Source organism: Halomonas sp. MCCC 1A11062, assembly GCF_021404355.1.
Classification (GTDB): domain Bacteria; phylum Pseudomonadota; class Gammaproteobacteria; order Pseudomonadales; family Halomonadaceae; genus Halomonas; species Halomonas aerodenitrificans.
The window spans coordinates 139,042-163,576 of the sequence record NZ_JABFTW010000001.1; the positions used below are offsets into that span (position 1 = coordinate 139,042).

The window sequence follows — 24,535 nt, forward strand, 5'->3', positions numbered from 1 at the left end:
CCGTCACCTATTGCGGCCTTTCGACCACAGGGCTGTTGTGGTTTTTGGATATCCACACGTGTTCTGCAACCATGGCGCCGCCTGCTCCCCGGGTCAACACTGAAGCGGACGGGTTGACGACGAGACGCCCGTCGCCTCGATACCGACAACAACAATCGCGGAGCGCACGATGGCGGAGGCAATCATCGAGACCCGGCAGCTGACCAAGAGCTTCCGGGGCTTCAAGGCGGTCAATGGCATCTCCATCCGGGTCGAGCCCGGTACCATTCATGCCCTGATCGGCGCCAACGGCGCCGGCAAGACCACCTGTTTCAACCTGCTCACCAAATTCCTCGAGCCCAGCGCGGGCAGCATCTTCTTCAAGGGCCGAGACATCACCCGACTCAAGCCGGACCAGGTGGCACGCCTGGGCATGGTGCGCTCGTTCCAGATCTCGGCGGTCTTCAGCCAGCTGACGGTGCTCGAAAACGTCAAGCTGGCATTGCAGCGCCGGCGCGGCGAGTCCTACGACTTCTGGGCCTCCCAGCGTCGGCTCGACGAATATCGCGAGCGCGCCATGGGCCTGCTGGAGGAGGTGGGCTTGAGCGAGTGGGCCGATACCCCGGCCGCCGAGCTGCCCTACGGTCGCAAGCGCGCCCTGGAGCTCGCCACCACCCTGGCCCTGGACCCCGAGCTGATGCTGCTCGACGAACCGCTGGCCGGCATGGGCACCGAGGACGTGGGCCGTACCGCCGAGCTGATCCGGCGTGTGGCCGCACAGCGCACGGTGCTGATGGTGGAACACAACCTGGGAGTGGTGGCCGAGCTCTGCGACCGCATTACCGTGCTGGCGCGGGGCGAGGTGCTGGTGGAGGGCGATTACGCCACCGTATCGCGGGACGAGCGGGTGATCGAGTCCTATATCGGAGGAGCGCAGCATGCCTGAAGCCGCCATCGCACACAGCGTCGAGCCGATGCTGGCCATTCGCGACCTTCACGCCTGGTACGGCGAGAGCCACGTGCTGCACGGCATCGACCTAGAGGTGCTGCCGGGCCAGGTGGTAACCCTGCTGGGACGTAATGGCGCCGGCAAGTCCACCACGCTGAAATCGATCATGGGTATCGTGCCACGGCGCCAGGGCCACATCCGCCTCCAGGGCAGCGAAACCATCGCCATGCGCCCTTTTCAGATCGCTCGCCACGGTGTGGCTTACTGCCCGGAGGATCGCGGCATCTACGCCACCCTCGATGTGCGCGAGCACCTCGAGCTGCCGCCCCTGGTCGACGACAGCGGCCTGAGCACCGAGCAGGTGCTGAACCTGTTTCCCAACCTGCGCGAGCGGCTGCACAGCCCCGGCAGCAAGCTTTCCGGGGGCGAGCAGCAGATGCTGGCCATCGGTCGCACCCTGCGCACCGGCGCCAGGCTGCTGCTGCTCGATGAGCCCACCGAAGGGCTCGCGCCGAGCATCGTGGAGCAGATCGGTCGCACCATCCATCAGCTCAAGGAGCAGGGGTACACGATCCTGCTGGTGGAACAGAACCTGCGCTTTGCCATGAGCGTGGCCGACCATTTCTACCTCATCGATCACGGTCAGGTGGCCGCCCGCTACGACCGCAAGGGCATCGAGCAGGATGCCGACGAGCTGCTCTCCCGGCTTGGCGTCTAGCCACCGGCTCAGCTACGGGAACGATGGCGAAAGTGCGAGGGCGAGATGCCGTTCATGCGCTTGAAGGTCTTGGAAAAGGCGAAGGCGCTGCGATAGCCCACCCGCTCGGCGATCTCCTCGATCGGCAGGTCGCTGGTCGCCAGCAGGTGGGTGGCATGCTGCATGCGCAGCTGGGTGAGCTGCTGCATCGGGCTGCGCCCGAAGACCTTGCGGCTGATGCGTCGCAGGTGCTCGGTGCTGACATGGGCGATCTCGGCCATCTCCTCGATGGTCCAGTGCCGCTCCAGCGTCGGGATCACGGCATCGAAGACCGCCACGATGCGGGCATCCCGACGCCAGGGGTCGGCAAAGCGCGCGATGTAGTTCTCGATGGTATCGATCCACATCACGCAGCTGGCCGGATCCGCCTGACCGTGGAACACCTCGCTGTAGAGCCCCATCACGGCGTGCTTCATCGGCTCGGGGTCGAAGTGCTGCATGATCGGGGCGATGGTGCCGACCACCGAGCGCGGGGCGCTGGGCAGGTAGCGCAGCCAGCAATACTGCCAGCGCTTCCCGGGTACGGCATGAAAGGCATGCAGCGCATGAGCCGGAGCGAAGGACATCATGCTGCCGCGCATGGTGCACCAGCGCCCGTCGAGCAGCATGCGCCCCTCGCCGCCGAGAGAGCCGTGGATATAGGCGCCGCTCAGCCGGGTACGCACGATGCGATAGGGCACCGCGGCATCCCCCACGCCAACGTGGGAGATATGCCGCTGCTCGAGCGCGGCGCAATCCTCGGCGCGCACGATCCACTGCTGGGTATCGTCGCCGACGATGTGGGTTTCGGATAGCTGTTCGTGTTCTGCAGCCATGGCGCGTTCGCCCATGTTGGCTCTAACTGATAAAGGCCCAACGGTACCTACCGTTCGAATCAACGCAAAACCAAAACAATAGCGAGTCGAGAAACAGGAGACATAACAATGCCAGCCAAACACTCCTTCAAGACCCTGGCCCTTTCCACCGCGGTGCTGAGCCTCGGCGGCTTCACCAGCGCCATGGCCAGCGAGGCCTACTCCGACGGCGTAGTGCGAATCGGCGTGCTGACGGACATGTCGGGGATCTATACCGACCTGTCCGGCGAGGCGGCGGTGGAAGCCGTACGCATGGCCGTCGAAGACTTCGGCGGCGAGGTCAACGGCGTGCCCATCGAGGTCATCCATGGCGACCATCGCAATCGCGCCGACACCGGCGCCAGCCGTGCCCGGGAATGGTACAACAACGACGGCGTCGACATGATCAACGATCTGTCCAACTCCGGCGTCGCCTTGGCGGTGGCCGCCGTGGCCGCCGAGCAGCAGCGCCACGCCATCGTCAACTCTTCGTCCAACATCGGCCTGACCAACGACTACTGCTCGCCCTACGTGACCCACTACACCTACGACGCCTACTCGCTGGCACAGGGCACCGGTCAGTCGATCGTCGAGGATGGCGGCGACACCTGGTTCTTCCTCACGGTGGACTTCGCCTTCGGCATCGGGCTCGAGGAGCAGGTGTCCCAGGTGGTACGCGACGCCGGTGGCCAAGTCGTCGGGGCGGCCCGCCACCCGCTCAACACCACCGACTTCTCCTCCTACGCGCTGCAGGCCCAGGCCTCGGGCGCAGAGATCATCGGCATCGCCTCCACCGGCGCCGATGCCATCAACGCCATCAATGCCCTGGCCGAGTTCGGCGTCACGCCCGACCAGCGCCCGGCCGCCCTGCTGCTGTGGTACGACGACATCGTCAGCCTGGGGCTGGAAACCGCCCAGGGACTGATGCTGACCAACGCCTTCTACTGGGACGCCAACGAAGGGACGCGCGAGTTCTCGCAGCGTTTCTACGAGCGCACCGGCCGCATGCCCAACATGGCGCACGCCGGCAACTACTCTTCCACCATGCACTACCTGAACGCCGTCGAAGCCGCCGGCACCGACGACGCGACGGCCGTCTCCGAGAAGATGCGGGAGCTGGAGATCAACGACTTCTTCGCCACGGGCGGCTATATCCGTCCCAATGGGCGCATGGTCCACGACCAGTATCTGTGGGAGGTGAAGTCGCCCGAGGAGTCGGAGTACGACTACGACTTCCTGCGCCTGCTGGCCACCATTCCCGGCGAAGACGCCTTCCAGCCCCTCGAAGAGAGCACCTGTCACCTGCTCAACGGCAACTGATGACTTACCGCGCATGCCGGTCCACGGCCCGGCATGCGCCCCTACTTCGTTGATCTTGTGAGCAAGTGATCATGGACATTTTCGGCATTCCCATTCAGGCCCTGCTGGGACAGCTCATGCTGGGCATCGTCAACGGCTCCTTCTACGCGGTGCTCAGCCTCGGGCTGGCGATCATCTTCGGGGTACTCAAGATCGTCAATTTCGCCCATGGCGCCTTCTTCATGCTGGGGGCTTTCACCGCCTTTCTGCTCGCCCAGTACATGGGGCTCAACTACTGGGTCACGCTGCTGGTGGCCCCGCTGCTGGTAGCCGTCTTCGGCATGCTGTTCGAGTTCCTGTTCCTGCGCCGGCTCTACGGGCTCGACCCGATCTACGGCCTGCTGCTGACCTTCAGCCTGGTACTGGTGCTGGAGGGTGGCTTCCGCGTCGCCTTCGGCTCCTCCGGCCAGCCCTTCGCCACCCCGGAACTGCTGCGCGGCACCATCAACCTGGGCTTCATGATCCTGCCGCTCTATCGCGGCTTCGTGATCCTCTCGGCGCTGCTGCTGTGCCTGGTCACCTGGTTCGTCATCGAGCGCACCTCGCTGGGCGCCAGCCTGCGCGCCGCCACGGAGCGCTCGGAGCTAACCCAGGCCTTCGGCATCAACGTGCCGCGCCTGATCACCCTGACCTACGGCGTCGGCGTCGGCCTGGCGGCCTTCGCCGGGGTGCTGGCCGCGCCCATCTTCCACGTCAATCCCTCCATGGGCTCCAGCCTGGTCATCATCATCTTCGCCGTGGTGGTGATCGGCGGGCTAGGCTCGATCATGGGTGCCATCGTCACCGGGCTGGGCCTGGGCGTGGTGGAAGGCTTCACCCGGGTGTTCTACTCGGAGTTCTCCTCCACCATCGTCTTCCTGGTCATGGTGCTGGTGCTGCTGCTGCGCCCGGCCGGTCTGTTCGGCAGGGAGGAGGGCTGACATGCGCACTCTGTCCTACACGGCCCTCGCCCTGCTGGTGCTGACACTGCTGGTCATTCCGTTCGTGCCCCAGCTGATCTACATCGTCTTCGTCATGAAGACGCTGTGCTTCGTGCTCTTCGCCTGCTCCTTCAATCTGCTGCTGGGGCATACCGGCATCCTCTCCTTCGGTCACGCCGCCTTCTTCGGCACGGGAGCCTACGTGACCGGACAGCTGGTCAAGGCGTACGGCGTCCCTACCGATCTGGGCATTCTGGCCGGCGGCCTGGTGGCGGCCGTTCTGGGGGCGATAGTCGGAAGTCTGGCCATCCGTCGCAGCGGAATCTACCTGGCCATGATCACCCTGGCGCTGTCGCAGCTGGTCTATTTCTTCTTCCTTCAGGCGCCGTTCACCGGCGCCGAGGACGGCCTGCAGCGGATCCCCCGCGGCACCTTCCTGGGAGTGATCGACCTGCGCAGCGACACGGCGCTCTACTACGTGGTGCTGGGTATCGTCGCTGCCGGGCTGTGGCTGGTATGGCGTACCGTCAATTCGCCGTTCGGCAACGTGCTGCGGGCCATCCGCGAGCATGAGCCGAGAGCGATCTCGCTGGGCTACCCCGTGGCGCGCTACAAGATCCTGGTGTTCACCATCTCTGCCGGTCTGGCCGGTATCGCCGGCTCGCTCAAGGCCATCGTGTTCCAGCTGGCCGCCCTCTACGACGTGCACTGGCACACCTCGGGCGACGTGATCCTGATGACCTTGCTGGGCGGCATGAACACGGTATTCGGCCCGGCGGTAGGCGCTGCCCTGGTCTCCGCACTCAACCACTACATGGACCCTTTCGGCGCCTGGGTCACGGTCATCACCGGGCTGGTCTTCATGACCTGCGTGCTGACCTTCCGCCAAGGCGTGGTCGGCCAGCTCGGCCAATGGCTCCGCTCACGCCGCACCCCGACACCTTCCGCCAAGGTTCAGCACCGCTCACACGTTCAGCAGCACTGACTAGGAGTACTGACATGCCCGTTTTCGACCGCAACACCCTCATGGCCCGCTTCCAGGAGATGGTCGCCCGCGGCCAGCCGATCATCGGCGGCGGCGCCGGTACCGGCATCTCGGCCAAGTGCGAGGAGGCCGGCGGCATCGATTTGATCGTGATCTACAACTCCGGCCGCTACCGCATGGCGGGCCGCGCCTCCTCCGCCGGCCTGCTGGCCTACGGCAATGCCAACCAGATCGTGCAGGAGATGGCGCTGGAGGTGCTGCCGGTGGTCAAGCGCACCCCGGTGCTGGCCGGGGTCAACGGCACCGATCCCTTCGTGATCATGCCCAAGCTGTTGCGGGAGCTGAAGGAGTTGGGCTTCTCCGGGGTGCAGAACTTTCCCACCGTGGGCCTGATCGACGGTACCTTCCGCGTCAGCCTGGAGGAGACGGGGATCTCCTACGGCAGCGAAGTGGACATGATTCGCCTGGCCCATGAGATGGACATGCTCACCACGCCCTATGTGTTTTCGGCCGACGAGGCCGTGGCCATGGCGGAGGCGGGCGCCGACATCATCGTGGCGCACATGGGTGTCACCGTGGGCGGCACCATCGGCGCCGAGTCGGCCAAGAGCCTCGACGAGTCGGTACGCCTCATCGATGACTGGGCCGAAGCCGCCAGGCGGGTGCGGCGGGACGTGATCATCCTGTGCCACGGCGGCCCCATCGCCACCCCGGAAGATGCCGCCTACGTGATGCGCGAAAGCGAGCACTGCAACGGCTTCTACGGCGCCAGCAGCATGGAGCGGCTGCCCACGGAGATCGCCCTCACCGAGCAGATTCGCCGCTTCAAGGCCATCAGCGACTATCAGGAGACCGCCTCATGACCCGTGTCTACGTCAGCGCAGTGATGCCCATTTCCCTGGCCCAGGCCTGGAGCGTGCTGCGCGATTTCAACGGCCTGCCGAACTACCATCCCTTCTTCGCCAGGAGCGAGATCGAGGGGGGCAAGCCAGCCGACCAGGTCGGCTGTGTGCGCCACTTCCACGACCACGACGGCAACTTCATCCGCGAGGAGCTGCTCACCCTCTCGGACCGCGAGCACCGCTGCTGCTACCGCATCCTCGAGGCTCCGGCGCTGCCGGTTCAGGACTACGTGGCGGAAATGCGCCTCAAGCCGATCACCACCAGCGGGCAGTGCTTCGGCGAATGGTGGGCGGAGTTCGAGGTGGCCGAGGCCGACCGAGAAGACGTCGTGCAGCGGGTCTCGGATACCTTCCGGCTCGCCTTCGAATGCGCCGCCGAGAGCCTGGCCAAGGCCTGACGGTATCGATCAAGGCGCTCATTCACAACAACGAGGCCGGCGCGACGAACGCCGGCCGGGAGGCATCATGGCAAAGACAGCCTTCGTCATCGGCACCTGCGACACCAAGGCCGAGGAGTTGCGCTACCTTCGCGAGCTGCTGCGCTCTGCCGGGGTCGACGCCCGGATCGTCGACGTGGGAACCAGCGGCAACGCTGCGCAGGCGGCAGACATCACCTCCCACCAGGTGGCCGCCTGCCATCCCCAGGGCAGCCAGGCGGTGTTCGTCGACGATCGGGGCAAGGCGGTGGCGAACATGGCCGAGGCGTTGCGCCAGCTGCTGGCAGGCCGCGACGACGTGGCCGGCGTCATCGGCATTGGCGGCTCCGGCGGCACCGCGCTGATCACCCCGGCCATGCGCGACCTGGACATCGGCGTGCCCAAGGTGATGGTCTCGACCATCGCCTCGGGCAACGTGGCGCCTTATGTCGGCGCCAGCGACATCGCCATGATCTACTCCGTCACCGACGTGGCGGGACTCAACCGAATATCGCGCCGGGTGCTGGGCAATGCCGCCCATGCACTGCTCGGCATGCTCGCGGGGCAGGTGCCCGAGGCCGACGACGACAAGCCGGCCATCGGCTTGAGCATGTTCGGCGTGACCACCGCCTGCGTCAACGGGATCACCGGTGCGCTGGGCGCAGACTACGACTGCCTGGTGTTCCACGCCACCGGCACGGGCGGCGTCTCGATGGAGAAACTGGCGACCAGCGGTTTGCTCAAGGGCCTGCTGGACATCACCACCACCGAGATCTGCGACCTGCTGATGGGCGGCATCTTCAGCGCCGGTGACACACGGCTGGACGTTCTGGCGCATACCGAGCTGCCCTACGTGGGCTCCTGCGGCGCCCTCGACATGGTCAATTTCGCCGGGCGGGAAACCTTGCCGGCGCACTATCGGCAGCGCCTCGTCTACGAGCACAACCCCCAGATCACCCTGATGCGCACCACCGTCGAGGAGAATGCCTGGATGGGGCAGTGGATCGGGGAGAAGTTGAATCGCAGCCGGGGGCCGGTGCGCTTCCTGCTGCCCGAAGGCGGGGTCTCGGCGCTGGATGCCCCCGGCCAGCCCTTCCATGACCCGGCGGCCGACGCGGCGCTGTTCGCAGCCCTGGAGGCGACGGTACGGCAAACGTCCGAGCGGCAGCTGATTCGCTGCCCCTGGCATATCAACGACCCGGAATTCGCGGCGGCGGCCGTGGCGGAGTTCCACGAGCTGATGAGCACCGGCCAGCCTCGCTGAGAGAGACCGGGGGCCGGGCGACGCTCAACGCTCCGGCAGCCCCTCCTGGCGAGCGAACCAGCTCTCGAGGATCAAGACCGCGGCAATGCCGTCGACGCCGTCGTCGCGGTAGCTCTTGGCGGGATTGCGCAGCAGCCCGGACTCCCGCGCGATGGCCTTGGCCTCACGGGTGGAGCCGCGCTCGTCGACCATCTCGCAGGGCTTGCCGTAGCGGCCGTAGAGCCGCTTGCCGAACTTGCGCGCCCTGGCACTCATCTCCGATTCGCTGCCATCCATGTTGAGCGGCAGCCCGACCACGAACAGGTCCGGTTGCCACTCCTCGACCAGCCGCGTGACGACGTTCCAGTCGGGGATGCCGTCGCGGGCCGGCAGCGGCTCGAGCTGGCGGGCGCTGGCCAGCAGCTCGTTGCCCACCGCCACGCCGATACGGCGGGTGCCGAAGTCGAACGCCAGGATCAGACGCTTTCCCGCAGCGGTCATCACGAATGCCCGGCTTCCCGCGACATCAGATTGAGGTCCACGCCGAGAATGCCGGCGGCGGCACTCAAGCGCTGTTCCGGCGGCACCTTGAACAGGATGTCGCCCTCCGCCTCGACGGTGAGCCAGGCATTGTCCTTCAGCTCCTGCTCGAGCTGGCCCGCCTCCCAGCCGGCACAGCCCAGGCACACCAGGAACTCCTCGGGGCCGCGGCCGGCGGCCAGCGCCAGCAGGATATCCATGGAGGTGGTCAGGGCGATGTCGTCCTCCACCTGGATGCTGGAATCCCACGGGGTGCTGGAGCCGCGATGCAGGATGAAGCCGCGGTCCTTGTGAGTCGGGCCGCCGTAGTAGACCGGCGCGTTGCGATGCGGACTCTCCTCGCCGTCGAGCTCGAGCTGCTCGAACAGCGCGTCCAGAGTGATCTCCAGCGGGCGGTTGACGATCACGCCCATGGTGCCGTTCTCATCGTGATCGCACAGATAGCTGAGGCTGCCGGTAAAGTTGGGATCTTCCAGATGCGGCATCGCCAGCAGGAAATGACCTCTCAAGCCTAGGTTTTGCACGGATTGCATGGGACTCCCGGGCGGTGGGCAGTCGTCCTAGCGCACGCCACCGAAATGATTGCCTTGCCCGAACCGCCAGACGCGGGTGATGGAGAGACTGTCCAGCTCCCCCATGGTGCCGTCGAAGGGCCGATAGGGCCCGGCACCGTGCACGGTATCCAGTGCCGCCTGATCGAGTTCGGTATGTCCTGAGGATTGTACCACCTCCGCCTGGCGAAGCTGACCATCTCGTCCGATCACCACGCGTATGCGTAGTTGGCCGTGCAGGTGGCTCGGTGCGGGATGCACCCGGTTGCCGTAGTCCTCGACGCGGCGGGTCCAGTCGTCGACGTAGCGCGCCTCGGCGGCCCGCTGTGCCGCGCTGCGGGGCGTGTCGTCGGCCGGCCCGGCAAGGTGCTGGTCGAGCCCCTGCTGACGAATGCTGCTGGTGGCCTGGGCCAGCAGGTCGCGCCCCGAGGCCGAAGGCGCCGCAACGGCCGGCTCCGACGGCAACTCCGCGGCCTGGGGCGCGCTCTCGCGCGGCTCCGCCGCAGGCTGGGCCGGGCGTTCCTGCGCGGCGTCGGCAGGCGCCTCGTCGAGAGCCTCGGGCTCGGTGGCGGGGCGCTCCTCCGGCTCGGCCTCTGTCGGGGTGGTGGGGTCCACGGCGCTCTCCGCCGCCTCGAGTACCGGCAGCTCGTCGAGCGGTGCGGCACGCTGCTCGGCAGGTGCCTCCTCGGCCTGCTCGCCGGCGGCTTGCTGGTCCGCCTCGGCAATGGCCTGTGCTTCCTCGGGCGCCTCGGCCGGTCGGGTCACCAGCACCACGTCCAGGCTGGTGCGCTCTGCCGGTGCCGGGGCGAACTGCCAGCTCGCTACCAGCCCGATCAGCAACAGATGCAGCAGCAGCGCGACCGACAGCGCCAGCCAGCGGCGATAGGGCCGCGTGACCGGGGCATAGTGGATCGGGTCGCTGATCGGGGCCACCATGGGTGGGCTGGGTCCTCCGGTATTTCGCTCGTCGCTTCGTTCAGCGCTGGGCCAGGCGCCGCTCGATGGCGTCCATCAGCAGGCCAGCGATGTCGGTGCCGCGCTGGTCGTCGATCTCGCGCACGCAGGTGGGGCTCGTCACGTTGATCTCGGTGATGTAATCGCCGATCACGTCGAGGCCGACGAACATCAGCCCCTTCTCGCGGATCATCGGCTGCACCTGCTCGATCAGCCAGTGATCGCGGGCAGTCAGCTCGCGGCTGACACCGGTGCCGCCGGCCGCCAGGTTGCCACGGGTCTCGCCGGCCATGGGCACCCGGGCCAGGCCGTAGGGCACCGGCTCGCCGTCCACCAGCAGAATGCGCGTGTCGCCATCCTTGATCTCGGGAATGTAGCGCTGGGCCATGATCTGGCGCTGACCACGTTCGGTCAGCGTCTCGATGATGGCGCCCAGATTGCGCCCCTCGGGCTGCACGTGGAAGATCCCGCTGCCGCCCATGCCGTCCAGCGGCTTGAAGATCACGTCGCGGTGCTCGGTGTGGAAGGCGCGCAGTACCGCTTCGCTGCACGACACCACGGTGGGTGTGCAGCACTGCGGGAACTGCTGGGCGAACAGCTTCTCGTTGCACTCCAGCAGCGCCCGTGTGGGATTGACCACCAGCACGCCCTCGCGTTCCGCAAAGCCCAGCAGGTGCACGGCATTGAGGAAGTGTGCGTCTACCGGCGGATCCTTGCGCATCAGGATCACGTCGAGTTCGGCCAGCGAGCGCTCCTCCGGTGCCCCCAGCGCATACCAGTCATCCGGGTTGCGGAAGGCGGCGAGGTCGCGCATGCGCGCATGGGCGCGGCCATCGCGCAGGTAGAGGTCCTCCTGCTCCATGTAGTGCAGCGACCAGCCACGCTGCTGGGCCGCCCACAGCATGGCCAGGGTGGTGTCTTTCTTGTAGGTGAGATGGGCGATGGAGTCCATCACCACCCCCACCCGCAGGGATCGTGCGCTCGTCTGTCGGCTCATCGGCAGCGTTCCATCATGACCGGGGAAATGAGCGCAGTATGACGCAGGCTTCCCGGCAACACCAAGGCGGCTTGACACGGCACGGCGGCTTGACACGGCACGGCGGCGCCTCTATTTTTAGTTTCAAATGAAACTAAAAATAGCAGAACAGGCCCTGACGCTCCCCAGCCCACCACCGCGAGCCCCGTCATGATCCAGATCCAGCAGATTCACCACGTCGCCTATCGCTGCCGCGACGCCAAGGAAACCGTCGAGTGGTACCAGGACAAGCTCGACATGGAGTTCCTGGTCGCCATCGCCGAGGACCGCGTGCCCTCCACCAAGGCGCCCGACCCCTACATGCACCTGTTCCTGGATGCCGGCAACGGCAACATCCTGGCCTTCTTCGAGCTGCCCAACTCCCCCGAGATGGGCCGCGACCCCAACACCCCAGAGTGGGTGCAGCACATCGCCTTCCGCGTGGCCGACGAAGCGGCTCTGCTGTCAGCCAAGGAGCAACTGGAGAGCAAGGGAGTGGAGGTGGTCGGCCCTACCGAACACGGCATCATCCGCTCGATCTACTTCTTCGACCCCAACGGCCATCGCCTGGAGCTGACCTACGTGAAGGGCACGCCGGAGCAGATGCGTCAGCTCAAGGAGGTGGCACCGGCAATGATCGAGGAGTGGTCGAAGACCAAGCGCGCACCCAAGCACGCCGCCTGGCTGCACGAGGAGGAGTTCAAGGCGCTCGACTGAGCGCCTCATTCAAGCCGAACTCAGGTCGGATCTGCCGTGGCCCCCGGCACCAGGCGGATGCCGTGGGCCTCGATGACGATCAGGCGCTGCTTGTAGAGCCGCCCGATGGCCTGCTTGAAGGCGTTCTTGCTCACCCCCAGGCGAGCCTTGATCGCGGCGGCATCGCTGCTGTCGGAGAGCGGCAGATAGCCGCCGCTCTCGCGCAGCGCCTTGAGTATCTGTTCGCCCACCACGTCGAGGCGCGCTGGCCCCGGCGGCAGCAGCGAGAGGTCCAGGCGCCCATCGTCGCGCACCCGTTTGACGTAGCCCTGGGTGCGCTGCCCACGCCGCAGCGGCCGGGTGACGTCGTCGCGATAGAGCAGCCCCCAGTAACGGTGGTTGACCACCACCTTGTAGCCGAGATCAGTGGCGTCGGCGACGATCAGCTCGACCTCCTCGCCCGGCGCCAACCCCGTCGCCTCGTCCTGCACGAAGCGGTCGAGCTTCTGCGAAGCCACCGGCCGCCCCTGCTGATCCTCGTAGAGCCGCACCAGCACCCGCTTGCCCGGCGTGGGTCGGAAGCGCTGCTCGCCGAAGGGCAGCAGCACGTCGCGCGGGTGCCCCCAGTCGAGAAAGGCGCCGGTCTCGTTGACCGTGACCACCTCCAGATAGGCCACCTCGCCGAGCTGAGCCTTGGGCACGCGTGAGGCGCGTTCCCGCGAGCCGGACGCGGGGGGCCGAGAAGAGGTCGGGCGACCCTGGCGGCGATCGTTGGAGGAAGAGGCCATGCACAGCTCCACAGGTGGGTAGGGAGCCATTATGGCAAATACGAGGAAAAAAGGCGGCCCGAAGGCCGCCAAAGGTTCCAGGGAGATAGGGGAGAGGGAAACGCTAGATTTCTCGCTTGCCGTCGACTAACCGGCTCACGCCCCAGGGATTGCCGTCACGCAGCGGCTCGGGCAAGAGCCCCTGTGGCAACGCCTGATAGCACACCGGGCGCAGGAAGCGATGAATGGCCGCGCTGCCCACCGAGGTGGTGCGCGCGTCCGAGGTGGCCGGGAAGGGGCCGCCGTGAACCATGGCGTGACACACCTCGACCCCGGTAGGCCAGCCGTTGGCGAGTATCCGCCCCGCCTTGCGTTCGAGGATCGGCAGCAGCTGTTTCGCCGCGTTGAGATCGCCGTCGTCCATCTGCAGGGTGGCGGTGAGCTGGCCTTCGAGCTGCGAGGCAACCTGGCGCATCTCGCTCGTGTCGGCGCACTCGATCACCAGCGAGGTGGCACCGAATACCTCTTCCTGCAGCTCAGGCTCGGCGAGGAAGTCCTGGGCGGTGGTGACGAACAGCCCCGCCTGACAGGCATGGGCGGTCTCGCCCACCTGACCGCGGGCCGCTTCCCTGACTTTTATGTTCGATGCCAGTCGGTCCACGCCCTGTTCGTACGCCGCGTGGATGCCCGGGGTGAGCATGGTCTGACCGGCGCTCTGTTTGACGGCGGCGCTTGCGGCCTCGACGAAGGCGGCCAGCTCAGGCCCCTTCACGCCGATCACCAGCCCGGGGTTGGTGCAGAACTGCCCGGCGCCCATGTTGAGCGAGGCGACGAAGCCCTCGGCGAGCTGGGCACCGCGCGCCTTGAGCGCCTCGGGCAGCAGGAACACCGGGTTGATCGAGCTCATCTCGGCGTAGACCGGGATCGGCTGGGGGCGAGACTGGGCGGTCTTCATCAGCGCGGTACCGCCGGCGCGGGAGCCGGTGAAGCCGACGGCTTGAATGCGCGGATCGGCCACCAGGGCTTGGCCCACCTCACGGCCGGAACCGAACAGCAGCGAGAACACCCCTTCGGGCAAGTCGCTCTTCTCCACCGCCTGCTGCACCGCGCGGCCCACCAGCTCCGAGGTGCCGGGGTGGGCGGAGTGCGCCTTGACGATCACCGGACAGCCGGCGGCCAGCGCCGAGGCGGTGTCGCCGCCGGCCACGGAGAAGGCCAGCGGGAAGTTCGAGGCGCCGAACACGGCGACGGGGCCCAGCGGAATATGGCGCTGGCGCAGATCGGCGCGGGGCAGCGGCTCACGCTCCGGCAGCGCCGGATCGAGACGCAGGTCAAGCCACTCGCCGGCGCGCACCACCGACGCGAACAGGCGCAGCTGGCCGCAGGTGCGGCCGCGCTCGCCCTCCAGGCGGGCACGGGGCAGGCCGGTCTCGGCCATGGCACGCTCGATCAGCTCATCGCCGATGGCCTCGATCTCGCCGGCCACGCTTTCGAGGAACGCCGCACGCGCGTCGAGGGTGGTTTCGCGATAGACGCCGAAGGCCTCTTCGGCCAAGGCACAGGCGCGCGCCACCTCGGCCTGGCTGCCACCGGCGTAGGCAGGCGCCAGCCGCTCGCCGGTGGCGGGGTCGACGGCATGAATGGGCGTGGAACTGCCGCTGATGGCTTCACGGCCGATCAGCATCTTGCCTAGCAGGGTCATGTTGGCTCCTGTCTTCCGGTATGGCGTGGCCAGGAGAGCCACATTTCAGGCTTCCTGGTATTTGGCGTACATGGTCCGCGCGCGGTTGAGATGCTGGTACATCATCTCGCGCGCAGCTTCGGAGTCACGGGCCAGAATGGCCTCGAGGATATAGGTGTGCTCTTCCTCCACCCGGGCCAGGTACTTGTCGGTGGCCGCGGTGTTGATCTCGATGCTCATCAGCTTGGCGCGGGGAATGGCGCCCTGGCTGAGCTGCTCGTAGAAGACCTTGAAGAAGGGATTCTTGGTGGCGGCAGCAATTGCATAGTGGAACTCGTAGTCTTCGACCCGGGCCTGGGACTTGGCCGCACGTGCCTCGAGGAAGGCCGCATGCTTCTCCTCGAGGATGCGACTGTCCTCCTCGTCGTGCCGCTCGGCCGCCAGGGCCGCCGCCGCCGGCTCCAGGTTGAGCCGCAATTCGAGCACATGGAGGATGTCCTCCACGGTGGTCGGGCTGATGCGCTTCGCCGGCATCGCCTCGACGGTGGTCGAGCGCAGCACGGTGGTGCCAACGCCGCGGCGCGTCTCCACCAGCCCCAGCGACTTGAGGTGGGTGATGGCCTCGCGGATCACCGTACGGCTGACGCCGAAGGAATCGCACAAGCTGCTCTCAGGCGGCAACTTGTCACCAACCGCGATCTTGCCTTCAGTGATCAGGACTTCAAGCTGGTCCGCCACGTGTACAGAGAGGCTTCCCTGCTGGCCGACCCTGCGCACATTGAGCTGCCCTAGTTCAGCTGGCATATCAACTTCCTCGGCATGAATGTATCTCTCACAAACATACGCCTATTTATCCAGGCTAGCTCGGCCAGGGGCTAGCGGACGAGAGCCGGCCTCTTGGGGTCGAACTCCCAGCCGGGAATCAGGTACTGCATGGCCATGGCATCGTTGCGCTGTGTCACGTCGAGGCTCTGATACAGACGATGCGCCTCCATCAGCTTCTCCTCGTCCAGCTCGACCCCTAGACCCGGCACCTTCGGCACGCTCAGCTTGCCATCGCGGATCGCGAACGGATTCTTGGTGATTCGCTGGCCATCCTGCCAGATCCAATGAGTATCGATGGCCGTGATCTCGCCGGGGCAAGCCGCGGCCACATGGGTCATCATGGCAAGCGAAATATCGAAGTGGTTGTTACTGTGCGAGCCCCAGGTCATGCCCCACTCGTTGCACAGCTCGCCAACCGCCACAGCGCCCTGCATGGTCCAGAAATGGCAGTCTGCCAGAGGGATATCCACCGAGTTGAGCTGAACGGCATACTGCAGCTGCTTGAAATCGGTGGCGATCATATTGGTCGCGGTAGGCAGTCCGGTGCGCTTCTTGAACTCGGCCATGGTCTCGCGACCGGAGTAGCCCTCCTCCTGGCCGCAAGGATCCTCGGCATAACTGAGCAGGTGCTTGATAGGATCGAGGACCCGTACTGCCTCGTCGAGCTTCCAGGCGCCGTTGGGGTCGAGCGTCAGCCGTGCCTCGGGGAAGGCATCGTGCAGTGCACGGATGCACTCCGCTTCCTCCTCACCGCGTAGCACACCACCCTTGAGCTTGAAGTCCTTGAAGCCATAGCGCTCATAGGCCGCCTTGGCCAGGTCGGCCACCGCCTCGGGCGTCAGCGCCTCGCGGTAGCGCACCTCGTCCCAGGCATCCTGCGGATTTTCCGTCTTGGGATAGGGCAGATCCGTCTTGGCGGGGTCTCCGAGAAGGAACAGATAGCCCAAGGCTTCGACCTCATCGCGCTGGCGACCGTACTGACCCAGCAAGTCAGCTACCGGCATCTGCAGCGCCTGACCATAGAGGTCGAACAGGGCCGACTCAATACCGGTGATTACATGCACCGCCACACGCAGATCGAAGGTCTGGCGACCGCGCTCCTCACGACCGTTCTGAGCCAGCAATAGGCGCAACTGGTTCAGGGTCTGCTTGATATCGTTGATCCGCGAGCCCACCACCAGGGAGCGGCACTGCTCCAACCCCTTGAGGATGCCGGTGCTGGCGGGGATTTCGCCGACGCCCTGGTTGCCGGCGTCGTCCTCGAGAATCACCACGCAGCGAATGAACCAGGGGGCGTGCCCGCCGCTGAGGTTCAACAAGAAGCCATCGTAGCCGGCTACCGGGACCACACGCATGCTCTTGATCGAAGGAAACATGGATCACCTCTCGTTAGGTCAATAAAGTCTTGTGGCGGGTGTTCTGCCAATAGGTGAAGACCAGGAAGATCAGGGCAACGGCCAGGAACGTCAGACTAATGGGACGGGTCACAAAGACCGACCAGTCCCCTCCTGACATCAGCAGTGCCCGACGTAGATTGGACTCAGCGATGGGGCCCAGGATCAGCCCCAGGATGACCGGTGCCGTACCGAAGCCATACTTGTTGAGGAAATAGCCGAGCACGCCGAAACCGAGCATCAGATAGACATTGAAGATGTCGGAATCGACGGCATAGACACCGATCACACAGAACACCAGGATCATCGCCATCAGTAACTTACGCGGAATCTGCAGTACCTTGACGAAGAGCCGGATGCCAAACCACTGAAACATCAACATGAAGATATTGGCGACGAAAAAGGCAATGAAAATTCCGTAGATGATCGCCCCCTGCTCGGCGAAGAGCGTGGGCCCGGGGCGAATCCCCTGGATCATCAACCCCCCCATCAGTACGGCTGTTGCCGCCTCGCCGGGCACGCCAAGCGTCAGCATTGGAATCAGCGAGCCGCCCACCAGTGAGTTATTGGAGGACTCGGAGGCCACTATGCCCTCGGGGTGCCCGGTCCCGAACTTCTCGGGCGTCTTGGACATCTTCTTGGCTTGGTCGTAGGAGAGGAAGGAGGCGATGCTACCGCCAGCCCCGGGAATCGCACCCACGATAGTGCCAATGATGGAACTGGAGATAAGCACTTTCCAGCTTCTTAGCACCTCCAGCCAACGTGGCGCCGCCTTGTCCAGCTTTGTCTTGGATGTGTCAGCCTTCTCCGTCTTGAAGTAGTCGACGACATCGGCCAGTACCTGGGATACCGCAAAGAGGCCTATCAGCGCTGGTAGCAGATTGATACCCGTCAGAAGAGAAGGATTGCCATAGGTAAAACGCGTGACCCCGGCAATAGGGTCGGTGCCGACGGTAGCCAACAGCAGGCCGATCATCCCGGCCACCAACCCTTTGATCAGACTCTTGGCCACCGAGGCTATGATCACCAGTCCAAAGATACTCAGCGCGAAATATTCAGCTGCACCGAAACGCAGTGCAAATTCCGCGATGGGGGGAGCCAGCACGCTCAGTACCAGGGCACTGAAGATCCCCCCAAGGAAGGAGGCAACGATGGCGATGCCCAAGGCACGACCCGCTTGCCCCTTGCGTGCCATGGGGAAGGCGTCCAGGGTCGTCGCCACCGAAGACGGCGTACCGGGTATATTGAGCAGCGTAGCCGACACGGAGCCGCCGGCGATGGCACCGCAGAGGGTGCCCAGTAGCATACCGATGCCCATCACCGGCGGCATGCCGAAGGTCAGGGGCAGCAGTAGCGCAATGGCCATGGCTGCCGTCAGGCCAGGCAAGGCCCCCATGATGAGTCCGAGCAGGGTGCCGCCAGCGATGGCCAGTAGGACATAGCCCTGAAACACCAGCCCAAAGGCGTCTAGATAATCCGCCATGTTATACCCCCATCACGCCAAGGGTTGGCAGGATGATGCCGAACCCTTGGCTAAACAGGAAAAAGATCGAAAGAGACACGATTAGCGAAAATGCGCCTAGCTTGGCGATACCCTTGGCCGATATCCCGCTTTCATCGCCGGGGCTCAAAATCACCAGAGTGCCCACCACACTAAACACCAGCAGTGCTGTCGACATTACATAACCTAGAGATTCCAGCACCACGGCATAGAGGACAAGCAGAGAGAAAACCACGGCCCAGCTGACAACAGGGATGATCGCGTTCCGAGAGAAAGTCATTTCTACGCCACCTTCCTTATGCTTGACCATTGCATAAATCAGCTTGAGCAGAGAGACACTCAAAAGCACCAGGAGAAGCGTGCAGATCGCCTTGGGGAAAAAGGCCGGCGGCAGACTACCGCCGCCGGCGCTTCCACGTATCGAGAAGGACTCGACGAGGAAGTATCCCGCAAGGCCCATCAGCACCAGGTGAACCACAATTTCACTGACAGGCCTGTTCATAAAAGAACCTTTTAGGTTATTCCTGAACGCTTTGGGCGATGGGAATCATGAGGTCAGCCGTACGGCGAACGAACTCATCCAAATCATCCCCATACAACGGCATTACCTCGGAGCCCCCTTCAAGGGCAAACCTCTGGAAAGCTGGATCCTCGACGGCATGCTTGACGGCTTCGACCCACTTATCCTTGACTTCTTGGCTGATGCCCTTGGGTGCAGCTATGCCACGCCACTGGTTCAGCTCGAGTTCGTAGCCCAGCTCGACCATGGTCGGAGTATCTGGGAAAATGTCGCTGCGGTCCTCACCGGTAGAGAGCATGGGACTGAGTCGCCCTCCCTCCACGGCGGACAGGATCTCGTTGGGGTTGAGCACAACCGCATCCACATGGCCGCCCATGGCCGCTGACACAGCAGCCGAACCACCATCGAAGGGAATGAAGTTGAAGTCGACTCCCAGCTCTTCACCGATAGCCACTGCCGTGACATGGGTCGAGGAGCCGACGCCAGCGAAGCCTACAGATAACCGGTTTCCCGCCTCGATCGACTCCATCAGTGACTCGAAATCGGTCCAGTCATCATTCTGACGAACCGCCAGGATGTATGGCTCAACCACAACACGAGCAATGTACTCGAAATCACCATAGGTGAAGTCGACGTTGCCCAGGCCTTCAAGTGTGAAGTTCGCATTGTTCGGCGTGGTCACGGTATAACCATCGGGCGCGGCATTGACGGCACGGTTATAGCCAACGGCACCACCCCCGCCTGAGATGTTGCGAATCACCAGGGTGCCACCCAAGGCCTCTTCGATTTTCGGCTGGAGCGCGCGAACGACATTGTCGGAGCCACCGCCCGGTCCATAGGGCACAATGAATTCGATGCTGCGTTCTGGATAGCTGTCGGCTGCCGTGGAAGTCATTGCGACACCCGTAGCGACCACGGCGAGGGAAAGTGTGATCATTGTCTTTTTCATGTTTATACCTCGTGATGCTATGCGTGTTGTTGCAGCGTTGTGTCTTTATAACTGCTTCGCAATATTCACCAGCCTCTCTAGCTGCTGGCGCTCTTCGGAAGTCGGCATGGTCAACGGTGCCCGCACCTTGCCGGCCGGACGTTCGATGATCTCGGCGCCTGCCTTGATCAGGCTAACCGCATAACCTGCTTTCCGATCCCTGAGATCCACGAAAGGAATGAAGAAGTCGTTGGTGATCCGTTTGACGACCTCACGGTTTCCCTTGCGGAGTTCCTGGTAGAACTTCACCGCCATGTCGGGTACGAAGTTGAACACGGCGGATGAGTAGGTATTCACGCCAATGGCGAGGTAGGCCTCGGCGAATATCTCGGCGGTGGGCACGCCACCCACATAGACCAGACGATCGCCGATGGTCTTGATGATCTTGTTCAGCGCCTGGATATCGCCCTTGCCATCCTTCAGGCCGATCAGGTTCGGACACTGGTTCGCCAGCGCCTGCACCGAGTCGGCATCGAGGATGCCGTTGCCGCGGTTGTAATAGATGACATTGATCGAGGTGGAATCGCAGATCTGCCGGGCATACTCGACCAGGCCATCCTGTGGGCACTCGGTCAGGTAAGGCGGCATCAGCAGGATGCCGTCGGCGCCCTCTTCTTCGGCCACCTTGGTGAAGGCCTTGCCACTCTCGACGCTCAAACCAGCGCTGGCGATCACCGGCAGCTTGCCATCAACCGCTTTGACGGCCACCCGCACGATCTCACGATACTCATCGAGCGAGAGGTTGAAGAACTCTCCAGTGCCTCCCGCGACGAAGACGGCCGAGATATCGTGGCTAATGAACCACTCCAGACGACGACGATAGCTTTCCGCATCGAAGCGTCCTTCGCTATCGAAATCAGTAATGGGAAACGACAGCAATCCATCACCTACGGCGTGTACCACAGCTGCTCTGGAAAATTTCACGAACTCTTCCTCTTCGGTTGCACGCATCGCCGGCTATGGATCCGCTGGCGTACGAGCTTGGGACGACCGATCACGTTTGTTGTCATACATCATACAACTGACAAGCTAATAACCTGCTCTCTGCCCTGCAAGACAAAATGCAAAAAAATAGACCAAAGTCTAAAAAGCGTTGTTAATTCGAATACATCGTGTCAATCAAAAGAACTTCAGCTCAGATCGCCGAAGCGGTGCTGCAGCAGCGACAGCGCCACCACCGGCGCGGTTTCGGTGCGCAGGATGCGCGGACCGAGGGTGAGCGGGGCGAAGCCGGCGGCCTTGGCGCTTTCGACTTCGGCCTCGGCGAGCCCGCCTTCGGGGCCGATCAGCAGCGCGGCATCGACGGGCGTGTCGACCTGTTCGAGCGCCCTTTCCATGCCCGGATGCAGCACCAGCCGCAGCGCCTCGTGGCGCTGGTCGAGCCATTCGGCCAGCGGCCTCGGCGGATGCACGGCGGGCACCACGGCACGACCGCACTGCTCGCAGGCGCTCACGGCCACCGCCTGCCAGTGGGCCAGCTTCTTCGCTTCGCGCTCGCCCTTGAGGCGCACGTCACCGTGCTCGGTATAGAGCGGGGTGATGGCGGCCACGCCCAGCTCGACGGCCTTCTGTACGGCGTAGTCCATGCGGTCGCCCTTGGAGATCGCCTGGCCCAGGTGCACCGCCAGCGGCGACTCTCCGCGCCCCGCCTCGACGGCCTCCACGCGGGCCACCACGCGCTTGCGCCCGGCCTCGACCAGCACCGCCCGGGCCTCCAGGCCGGCACCGTCGAACAGGCGCACCGGCGCGCCCTCGCTAAGGCGCAATACCCGAGCCAGGTGGTGCGCCGGCCCTTCGGGCAGAACGACGTCGCCGCCGACGGTAAAGTCGGCGGCGACGTGAATGCGTGGCGCTGAAGACACGGCGAGCCTGTCCTTACTGGGTGGTCTGCTCGCCCTGCTGCTGGGCCTGCTCGGCCTCGCGCTTCTTCTTCTGGGCGAAGATCGCCTCGAAGTTGACCGGCGCCAGCATCAGGGGCGGGAAACCGCCGCGGTTGACCAGATTGTCGATGCACTCGCGGGCGTAGGGGAACAGCACGTTGGGGCAGAAGGCACCCAGGGTGTGCTCGAGCTGGGCACCCTCGATGCCACTGATGCGGAACAGGCCGGCCTGCTCGATCTCGGCCAGGAAGGAGGTGGTGCCTTCCTCGCTGTGACGCACCTGGGCGGTCACCTTGATCGAGACCTCGTAGAGATCCTCGCCGACCTTGCGGCTGCTGGTGTTCAGATCCAGACCGACCTTGGGCTTGAACGGCTGCTGAAAGACCGCCGGCGAGTTGGGCGCCTCGAAGGAGATGTCCTTGACGTAGATGCGCTGCACGGCGAACTGAAGCTGCTGCTTCTGCTGGTCGGCGGCGGCCTGGTTGCCGCCGGCGGCGTTCTGGCTGTTCTCTTCGGCCATGGGAAGATTCCTTTTGCGTTCTCTTGCGTCTTGTGTGTTGGCTATTTCTTGACCATCGGCAGGCCGTCGGCCTGCCACTGCATCATGCCGCCCCTGAGCTTGAAGACCCGGGTGAAGCCGGCCTTGGCCAGCTTGGCCACGGTGATGCCGGAAGACTGACCGCTCTTGCACACCACGATGATCGGCTTGTCCTTGAGCTTTTCCAGCTCCTTCATGCGCTCGTCGACCTTGCTCTGGGGAATGTTGCGCGCCCCGGCGATATGGCCGGCCTTGAAGTCGCCCGCCTCGCGGGTATCGACCACGACGGCATCCTCACGGTTGATCAGTTGGGTCGCCTGGGTGGACGTCACGCCGCTGGCGGCACTGTTGCGGACCTCGTAGATGATCCAGGCGGTCAGCACCATGAGGAAGGCGCCCACCAGAAGCGGGTGATTCTGCACGAATTCGAACAGCTGATCGATCATGGGTCCGGCACACTCTTTGTCGGAAATAGCGAGAATATCGGTAGGGTAGGGCACCCGGAAGGCGAGAGTATACACCATGCGGCAATGCCCCGCGGCAACGCCGCCGCCAACGTGTCGGGGTCATGACGCTCGCCTGACCGTGCGTTATGATGCCGCAAGCCGACTCAAGTCGCGACCCCCGTCGTCCAGGAGCCTGTCTCGCCGCGCTCTTCACTACCTAGCCCGACCGGCGCGGACAGCCTCCCGGACGGCCCGCTGTCGCGCCCACCACGCTCAAGAGGCTCATTACCCCGATGACGACTCAGACCGCCCCACGCCCCGTTGCGCTGATCATTCTCGATGGCTACGGCCACAACCCCGACCCCACCGACAACGCCGTGGCCGCCGCGCACACGCCCAACATGGACCGCCTGTGGCAGCAGCAGCCCCACGCGCTGCTGCATACCGACGGCAAGTACGTGGGCCTGCCCGAGGGGCAGATGGGCAACTCCGAGGTGGGGCACATGAACCTGGGCGCAGGGCGAGTCGTTTATCAGGAGCTCACCCGCATCTCCAAGGCGATCGAGGATGGCGATCTCGACCTCATTCCCGCCCTGACCGACGCCATCGATGCCGCGGTGAGCGCCGGTCGCGCCGTGCACCTGCTGGGCCTGCTCTCGCCGGGCGGCGTGCACAGCCACGAGGATCACATCCTGGCCATGGCCGAGCTGGCCGCCCGCCGCGGTGCCCAGCGCATCTACGTGCACGGCTTCCTCGACGGCCGCGATACCGCGCCGCGCAGCGCTCTGGCCTCCATCGAGCGCACCAACGCGCGCCTCTCCGAGCTGGTCGGCGCCGACAACGGCTTCGTCGCCTCCATCGTCGGCCGCTACTTCGCCATGGACCGCGACAACCGCTGGGACCGCGTCGAGAAGGCCTACCGGCTGCTCACCGAGGGCGTCGGCGAATTCGAGGCCTCCAGCGCCGAGCAGGGGCTGCGCGACGCCTACGAGCGCGGCGAGAACGACGAGTTCGTCTCGGCCACCGTGATCCACACCGAGCAGGGGCCGGCCAGCATCGCCGACGGCGATGCCGCCATCTTCATGAACTTCCGTGCTGACCGCGCCCGCGAGCTGACCCGTGCCTTCGTCGAGGACGGCTTCAGCGGCTTCGAGCGCCGCGTGTGCCCGCGGCTTGCCGGCGGCAGCCTGGTCACCCTGACCCAGTACGCCGCCGACATTCCCGCCCCGGCCGCCTTCCCGCCGTCGGACCTGCACAACACCCTGGGCGAAGTGATGGAGCAGCGCGGCCTGACCCAGCTGCGCATCGCAGAGACCGAGAAGTACGCCCACGTCACCTTCTTCTTCTCCGGCGGCCGCGAGGCCGAGTTCGAAGGCGAGACCCGCGTGCTGGTGCCCTCGCCCCAGGACGTCAAGACCTACGACGAGAAGCCCGAGATGAGCGCCGTGGAAGTGACCGACCGCCTGGTGGAGGCGATCGACTCGGGCCGCTACGACCTGATCGTGTGCAACTACGCCAACGGCGACATGGTCGGCCATACCGGCGACTTCGACGCCGCGGTGAAAGCCATCGAGGCGGTGGACGCCTGCGTCGGCCGGGTGGTGGAAGCCATCGAGCGCGCCGGCGGCGCCGGCCTGATCACCGCCGACCACGGCAACGCCGAGCAGATGGTCAACCCCGCCACCGGCGTGGCCCAGACCGCCCACACCACCTTCGAGGTGCCGCTGATCTACGTCGGCCCCGACGCCGTGACGCTGCTCGACGACGGCCGCCTGTGCGACATCGCGCCGACGCTGCTGACCATGATGCGCCAGCCGATTCCCGAGGAGATGAGCGGTCGGGTGCTGATCGAGCCGGCATGATCATCGTCTGCGAGCACCACCGGCCATGAGGCGA

Annotated in this window: 26 protein-coding genes; 10 read left to right on the top strand and 16 right to left on the bottom strand. The window is 64.9% G+C overall.

Annotated features, from left to right (window positions below; all coding sequences use genetic code 11):
* Positions 1-169 precede the first annotated feature (169 nt).
* The gene (locus HOP58_RS00650) at positions 170-925 is read left to right on the top strand and encodes an ABC transporter ATP-binding protein (protein WP_010626060.1); all 756 of its coding nucleotides are present in this window, start codon (positions 170-172) and stop codon (positions 923-925) included.
* Complete coding sequence (locus tag HOP58_RS00655) at positions 918-1,646, top strand: ABC transporter ATP-binding protein (RefSeq protein WP_010626059.1); 729 nt, start codon at positions 918-920, stop codon at positions 1,644-1,646. Before HOP58_RS00650 ends, HOP58_RS00655 begins: the two co-directional genes overlap by 8 nt.
* Positions 1,647-1,654: 8 nt before the next feature.
* Here the strand turns inward: HOP58_RS00655 and HOP58_RS00660 are convergent, their stop codons facing one another.
* Positions 1,655-2,500: an AraC family transcriptional regulator gene (locus HOP58_RS00660; protein ID WP_035589846.1), complete on the bottom strand. Its 846-nt coding sequence runs from the start codon at positions 2,498-2,500 to the stop codon at positions 1,655-1,657.
* Positions 2,501-2,608: 108 nt separating this feature from the next.
* On the opposite strand from HOP58_RS00660, the gene HOP58_RS00665 reads away from it, so the two are divergent.
* The 6 genes from HOP58_RS00665 to HOP58_RS00690 all read left to right on the top strand — a co-directional run bounded on the left by HOP58_RS00665 (position 2,609) and on the right by HOP58_RS00690 (position 8,364).
* Positions 2,609-3,838, top strand: coding sequence for an ABC transporter substrate-binding protein (locus HOP58_RS00665; protein WP_010626057.1), 1,230 nt, complete (start codon positions 2,609-2,611; stop codon positions 3,836-3,838).
* A 68-nt stretch (positions 3,839-3,906) separates the two neighbouring features.
* Positions 3,907-4,797, top strand: coding sequence for a branched-chain amino acid ABC transporter permease (locus HOP58_RS00670; protein WP_026037819.1), 891 nt, complete (start codon positions 3,907-3,909; stop codon positions 4,795-4,797).
* 1 nt (position 4,798) lies between these two features.
* On the top strand, positions 4,799-5,782 hold the full coding sequence (locus HOP58_RS00675; protein ID WP_010626055.1) for a branched-chain amino acid ABC transporter permease: 984 nt from the start codon (positions 4,799-4,801) through the stop codon (positions 5,780-5,782).
* A gap of 14 nt (positions 5,783-5,796) precedes the next feature.
* A complete protein-coding gene (locus HOP58_RS00680; protein WP_010626054.1) occupies positions 5,797-6,645 on the top strand; it encodes a phosphoenolpyruvate hydrolase family protein in 849 nt (282 codons plus the stop codon).
* Positions 6,642-7,082: an SRPBCC family protein gene (locus tag HOP58_RS00685; RefSeq protein WP_234253369.1), complete on the top strand. Its 441-nt coding sequence runs from the start codon at positions 6,642-6,644 to the stop codon at positions 7,080-7,082. The genes HOP58_RS00680 and HOP58_RS00685 overlap by 4 nt, the downstream gene beginning before the upstream one ends.
* Before the next feature lie 67 nt (positions 7,083-7,149).
* Positions 7,150-8,364 (top strand): Tm-1-like ATP-binding domain-containing protein, encoded by a 1,215-nt coding sequence (locus HOP58_RS00690; protein WP_234259194.1) that lies wholly within the window; start codon positions 7,150-7,152, stop codon positions 8,362-8,364.
* A 24-nt stretch (positions 8,365-8,388) separates the two neighbouring features.
* Here HOP58_RS00690 and ruvX read toward each other — a convergent pair whose 3' ends face one another.
* Genes ruvX through gshB form a run of 4 tightly spaced genes read right to left on the bottom strand, consistent with a single transcriptional unit; the run spans position 8,389 to position 11,385 of the window.
* On the bottom strand, positions 8,389-8,844 hold the full coding sequence (gene ruvX, locus HOP58_RS00695) for a Holliday junction resolvase RuvX (protein WP_234259196.1): 456 nt from the start codon (positions 8,842-8,844) through the stop codon (positions 8,389-8,391).
* Positions 8,844-9,416 (bottom strand): YqgE/AlgH family protein, encoded by a 573-nt coding sequence (locus tag HOP58_RS00700; RefSeq protein WP_234259198.1) that lies wholly within the window; start codon positions 9,414-9,416, stop codon positions 8,844-8,846. The genes ruvX and HOP58_RS00700 overlap by 1 nt, the downstream gene beginning before the upstream one ends.
* A gap of 27 nt (positions 9,417-9,443) precedes the next feature.
* Positions 9,444-10,370 (bottom strand): TonB family protein, encoded by a 927-nt coding sequence (locus tag HOP58_RS00705; protein ID WP_234253372.1) that lies wholly within the window; start codon positions 10,368-10,370, stop codon positions 9,444-9,446.
* A gap of 40 nt (positions 10,371-10,410) precedes the next feature.
* Positions 10,411-11,385: a glutathione synthase gene (gshB, locus tag HOP58_RS00710; protein ID WP_234259199.1), complete on the bottom strand. Its 975-nt coding sequence runs from the start codon at positions 11,383-11,385 to the stop codon at positions 10,411-10,413.
* 189 nt (positions 11,386-11,574) lie between these two features.
* On the opposite strand from gshB, the gene HOP58_RS00715 reads away from it, so the two are divergent.
* Complete coding sequence (locus tag HOP58_RS00715; protein WP_010626047.1) at positions 11,575-12,120, top strand: VOC family protein; 546 nt, start codon at positions 11,575-11,577, stop codon at positions 12,118-12,120.
* A gap of 20 nt (positions 12,121-12,140) precedes the next feature.
* Here the strand turns inward: HOP58_RS00715 and HOP58_RS00720 are convergent, their stop codons facing one another.
* The 11 genes from HOP58_RS00720 to HOP58_RS00770 form a co-directional block, all read right to left on the bottom strand.
* A complete protein-coding gene (locus HOP58_RS00720) occupies positions 12,141-12,887 on the bottom strand; it encodes a S1-like domain-containing RNA-binding protein (RefSeq protein WP_234253374.1) in 747 nt (248 codons plus the stop codon).
* A 103-nt stretch (positions 12,888-12,990) separates the two neighbouring features.
* Positions 12,991-14,568, bottom strand: a complete 1,578-nt coding sequence (locus HOP58_RS00725) for an aldehyde dehydrogenase (NADP(+)) (RefSeq protein WP_234259201.1) — start codon at positions 14,566-14,568, stop codon at positions 12,991-12,993.
* 45 nt (positions 14,569-14,613) lie between these two features.
* The gene (locus tag HOP58_RS00730) at positions 14,614-15,351 is read right to left on the bottom strand and encodes a FadR/GntR family transcriptional regulator (RefSeq protein ID WP_234259203.1); all 738 of its coding nucleotides are present in this window, start codon (positions 15,349-15,351) and stop codon (positions 14,614-14,616) included.
* Positions 15,352-15,422: 71 nt separating this feature from the next.
* Positions 15,423-16,748, bottom strand: a complete 1,326-nt coding sequence (locus tag HOP58_RS00735; RefSeq protein WP_234259205.1) for a glucarate dehydratase family protein — start codon at positions 16,746-16,748, stop codon at positions 15,423-15,425.
* A 13-nt stretch (positions 16,749-16,761) separates the two neighbouring features.
* Complete coding sequence (locus HOP58_RS00740) at positions 16,762-18,249, bottom strand: tripartite tricarboxylate transporter permease (protein ID WP_234259207.1); 1,488 nt, start codon at positions 18,247-18,249, stop codon at positions 16,762-16,764.
* Between the two features lies 1 nt (position 18,250).
* Entirely contained in the window at positions 18,251-18,769 is a 519-nt protein-coding gene (locus HOP58_RS00745; protein ID WP_234259210.1) for a tripartite tricarboxylate transporter TctB family protein, read from the bottom strand.
* Positions 18,770-18,785: 16 nt separating this feature from the next.
* Positions 18,786-19,736, bottom strand: coding sequence for a tripartite tricarboxylate transporter substrate binding protein (locus HOP58_RS00750; RefSeq protein ID WP_234259212.1), 951 nt, complete (start codon positions 19,734-19,736; stop codon positions 18,786-18,788).
* 45 nt (positions 19,737-19,781) lie between these two features.
* The gene (gene kdgD, locus HOP58_RS00755) at positions 19,782-20,699 is read right to left on the bottom strand and encodes a 5-dehydro-4-deoxyglucarate dehydratase (protein WP_234259438.1); all 918 of its coding nucleotides are present in this window, start codon (positions 20,697-20,699) and stop codon (positions 19,782-19,784) included.
* A 206-nt stretch (positions 20,700-20,905) separates the two neighbouring features.
* Positions 20,906-21,637, bottom strand: a complete 732-nt coding sequence (locus tag HOP58_RS00760; protein WP_234259214.1) for a 16S rRNA (uracil(1498)-N(3))-methyltransferase — start codon at positions 21,635-21,637, stop codon at positions 20,906-20,908.
* 13 nt (positions 21,638-21,650) lie between these two features.
* Entirely contained in the window at positions 21,651-22,175 is a 525-nt protein-coding gene (secB, locus tag HOP58_RS00765; protein ID WP_010626035.1) for a protein-export chaperone SecB, read from the bottom strand.
* Positions 22,176-22,216: 41 nt separating this feature from the next.
* Complete coding sequence (locus tag HOP58_RS00770; RefSeq protein WP_010626034.1) at positions 22,217-22,639, bottom strand: rhodanese-like domain-containing protein; 423 nt, start codon at positions 22,637-22,639, stop codon at positions 22,217-22,219.
* Between the two features lie 293 nt (positions 22,640-22,932).
* On the opposite strand from HOP58_RS00770, the gene gpmI reads away from it, so the two are divergent.
* Entirely contained in the window at positions 22,933-24,501 is a 1,569-nt protein-coding gene (gpmI, locus tag HOP58_RS00775) for a 2,3-bisphosphoglycerate-independent phosphoglycerate mutase (protein WP_234259216.1), read from the top strand.
* Positions 24,502-24,535 lie beyond the last annotated feature (34 nt).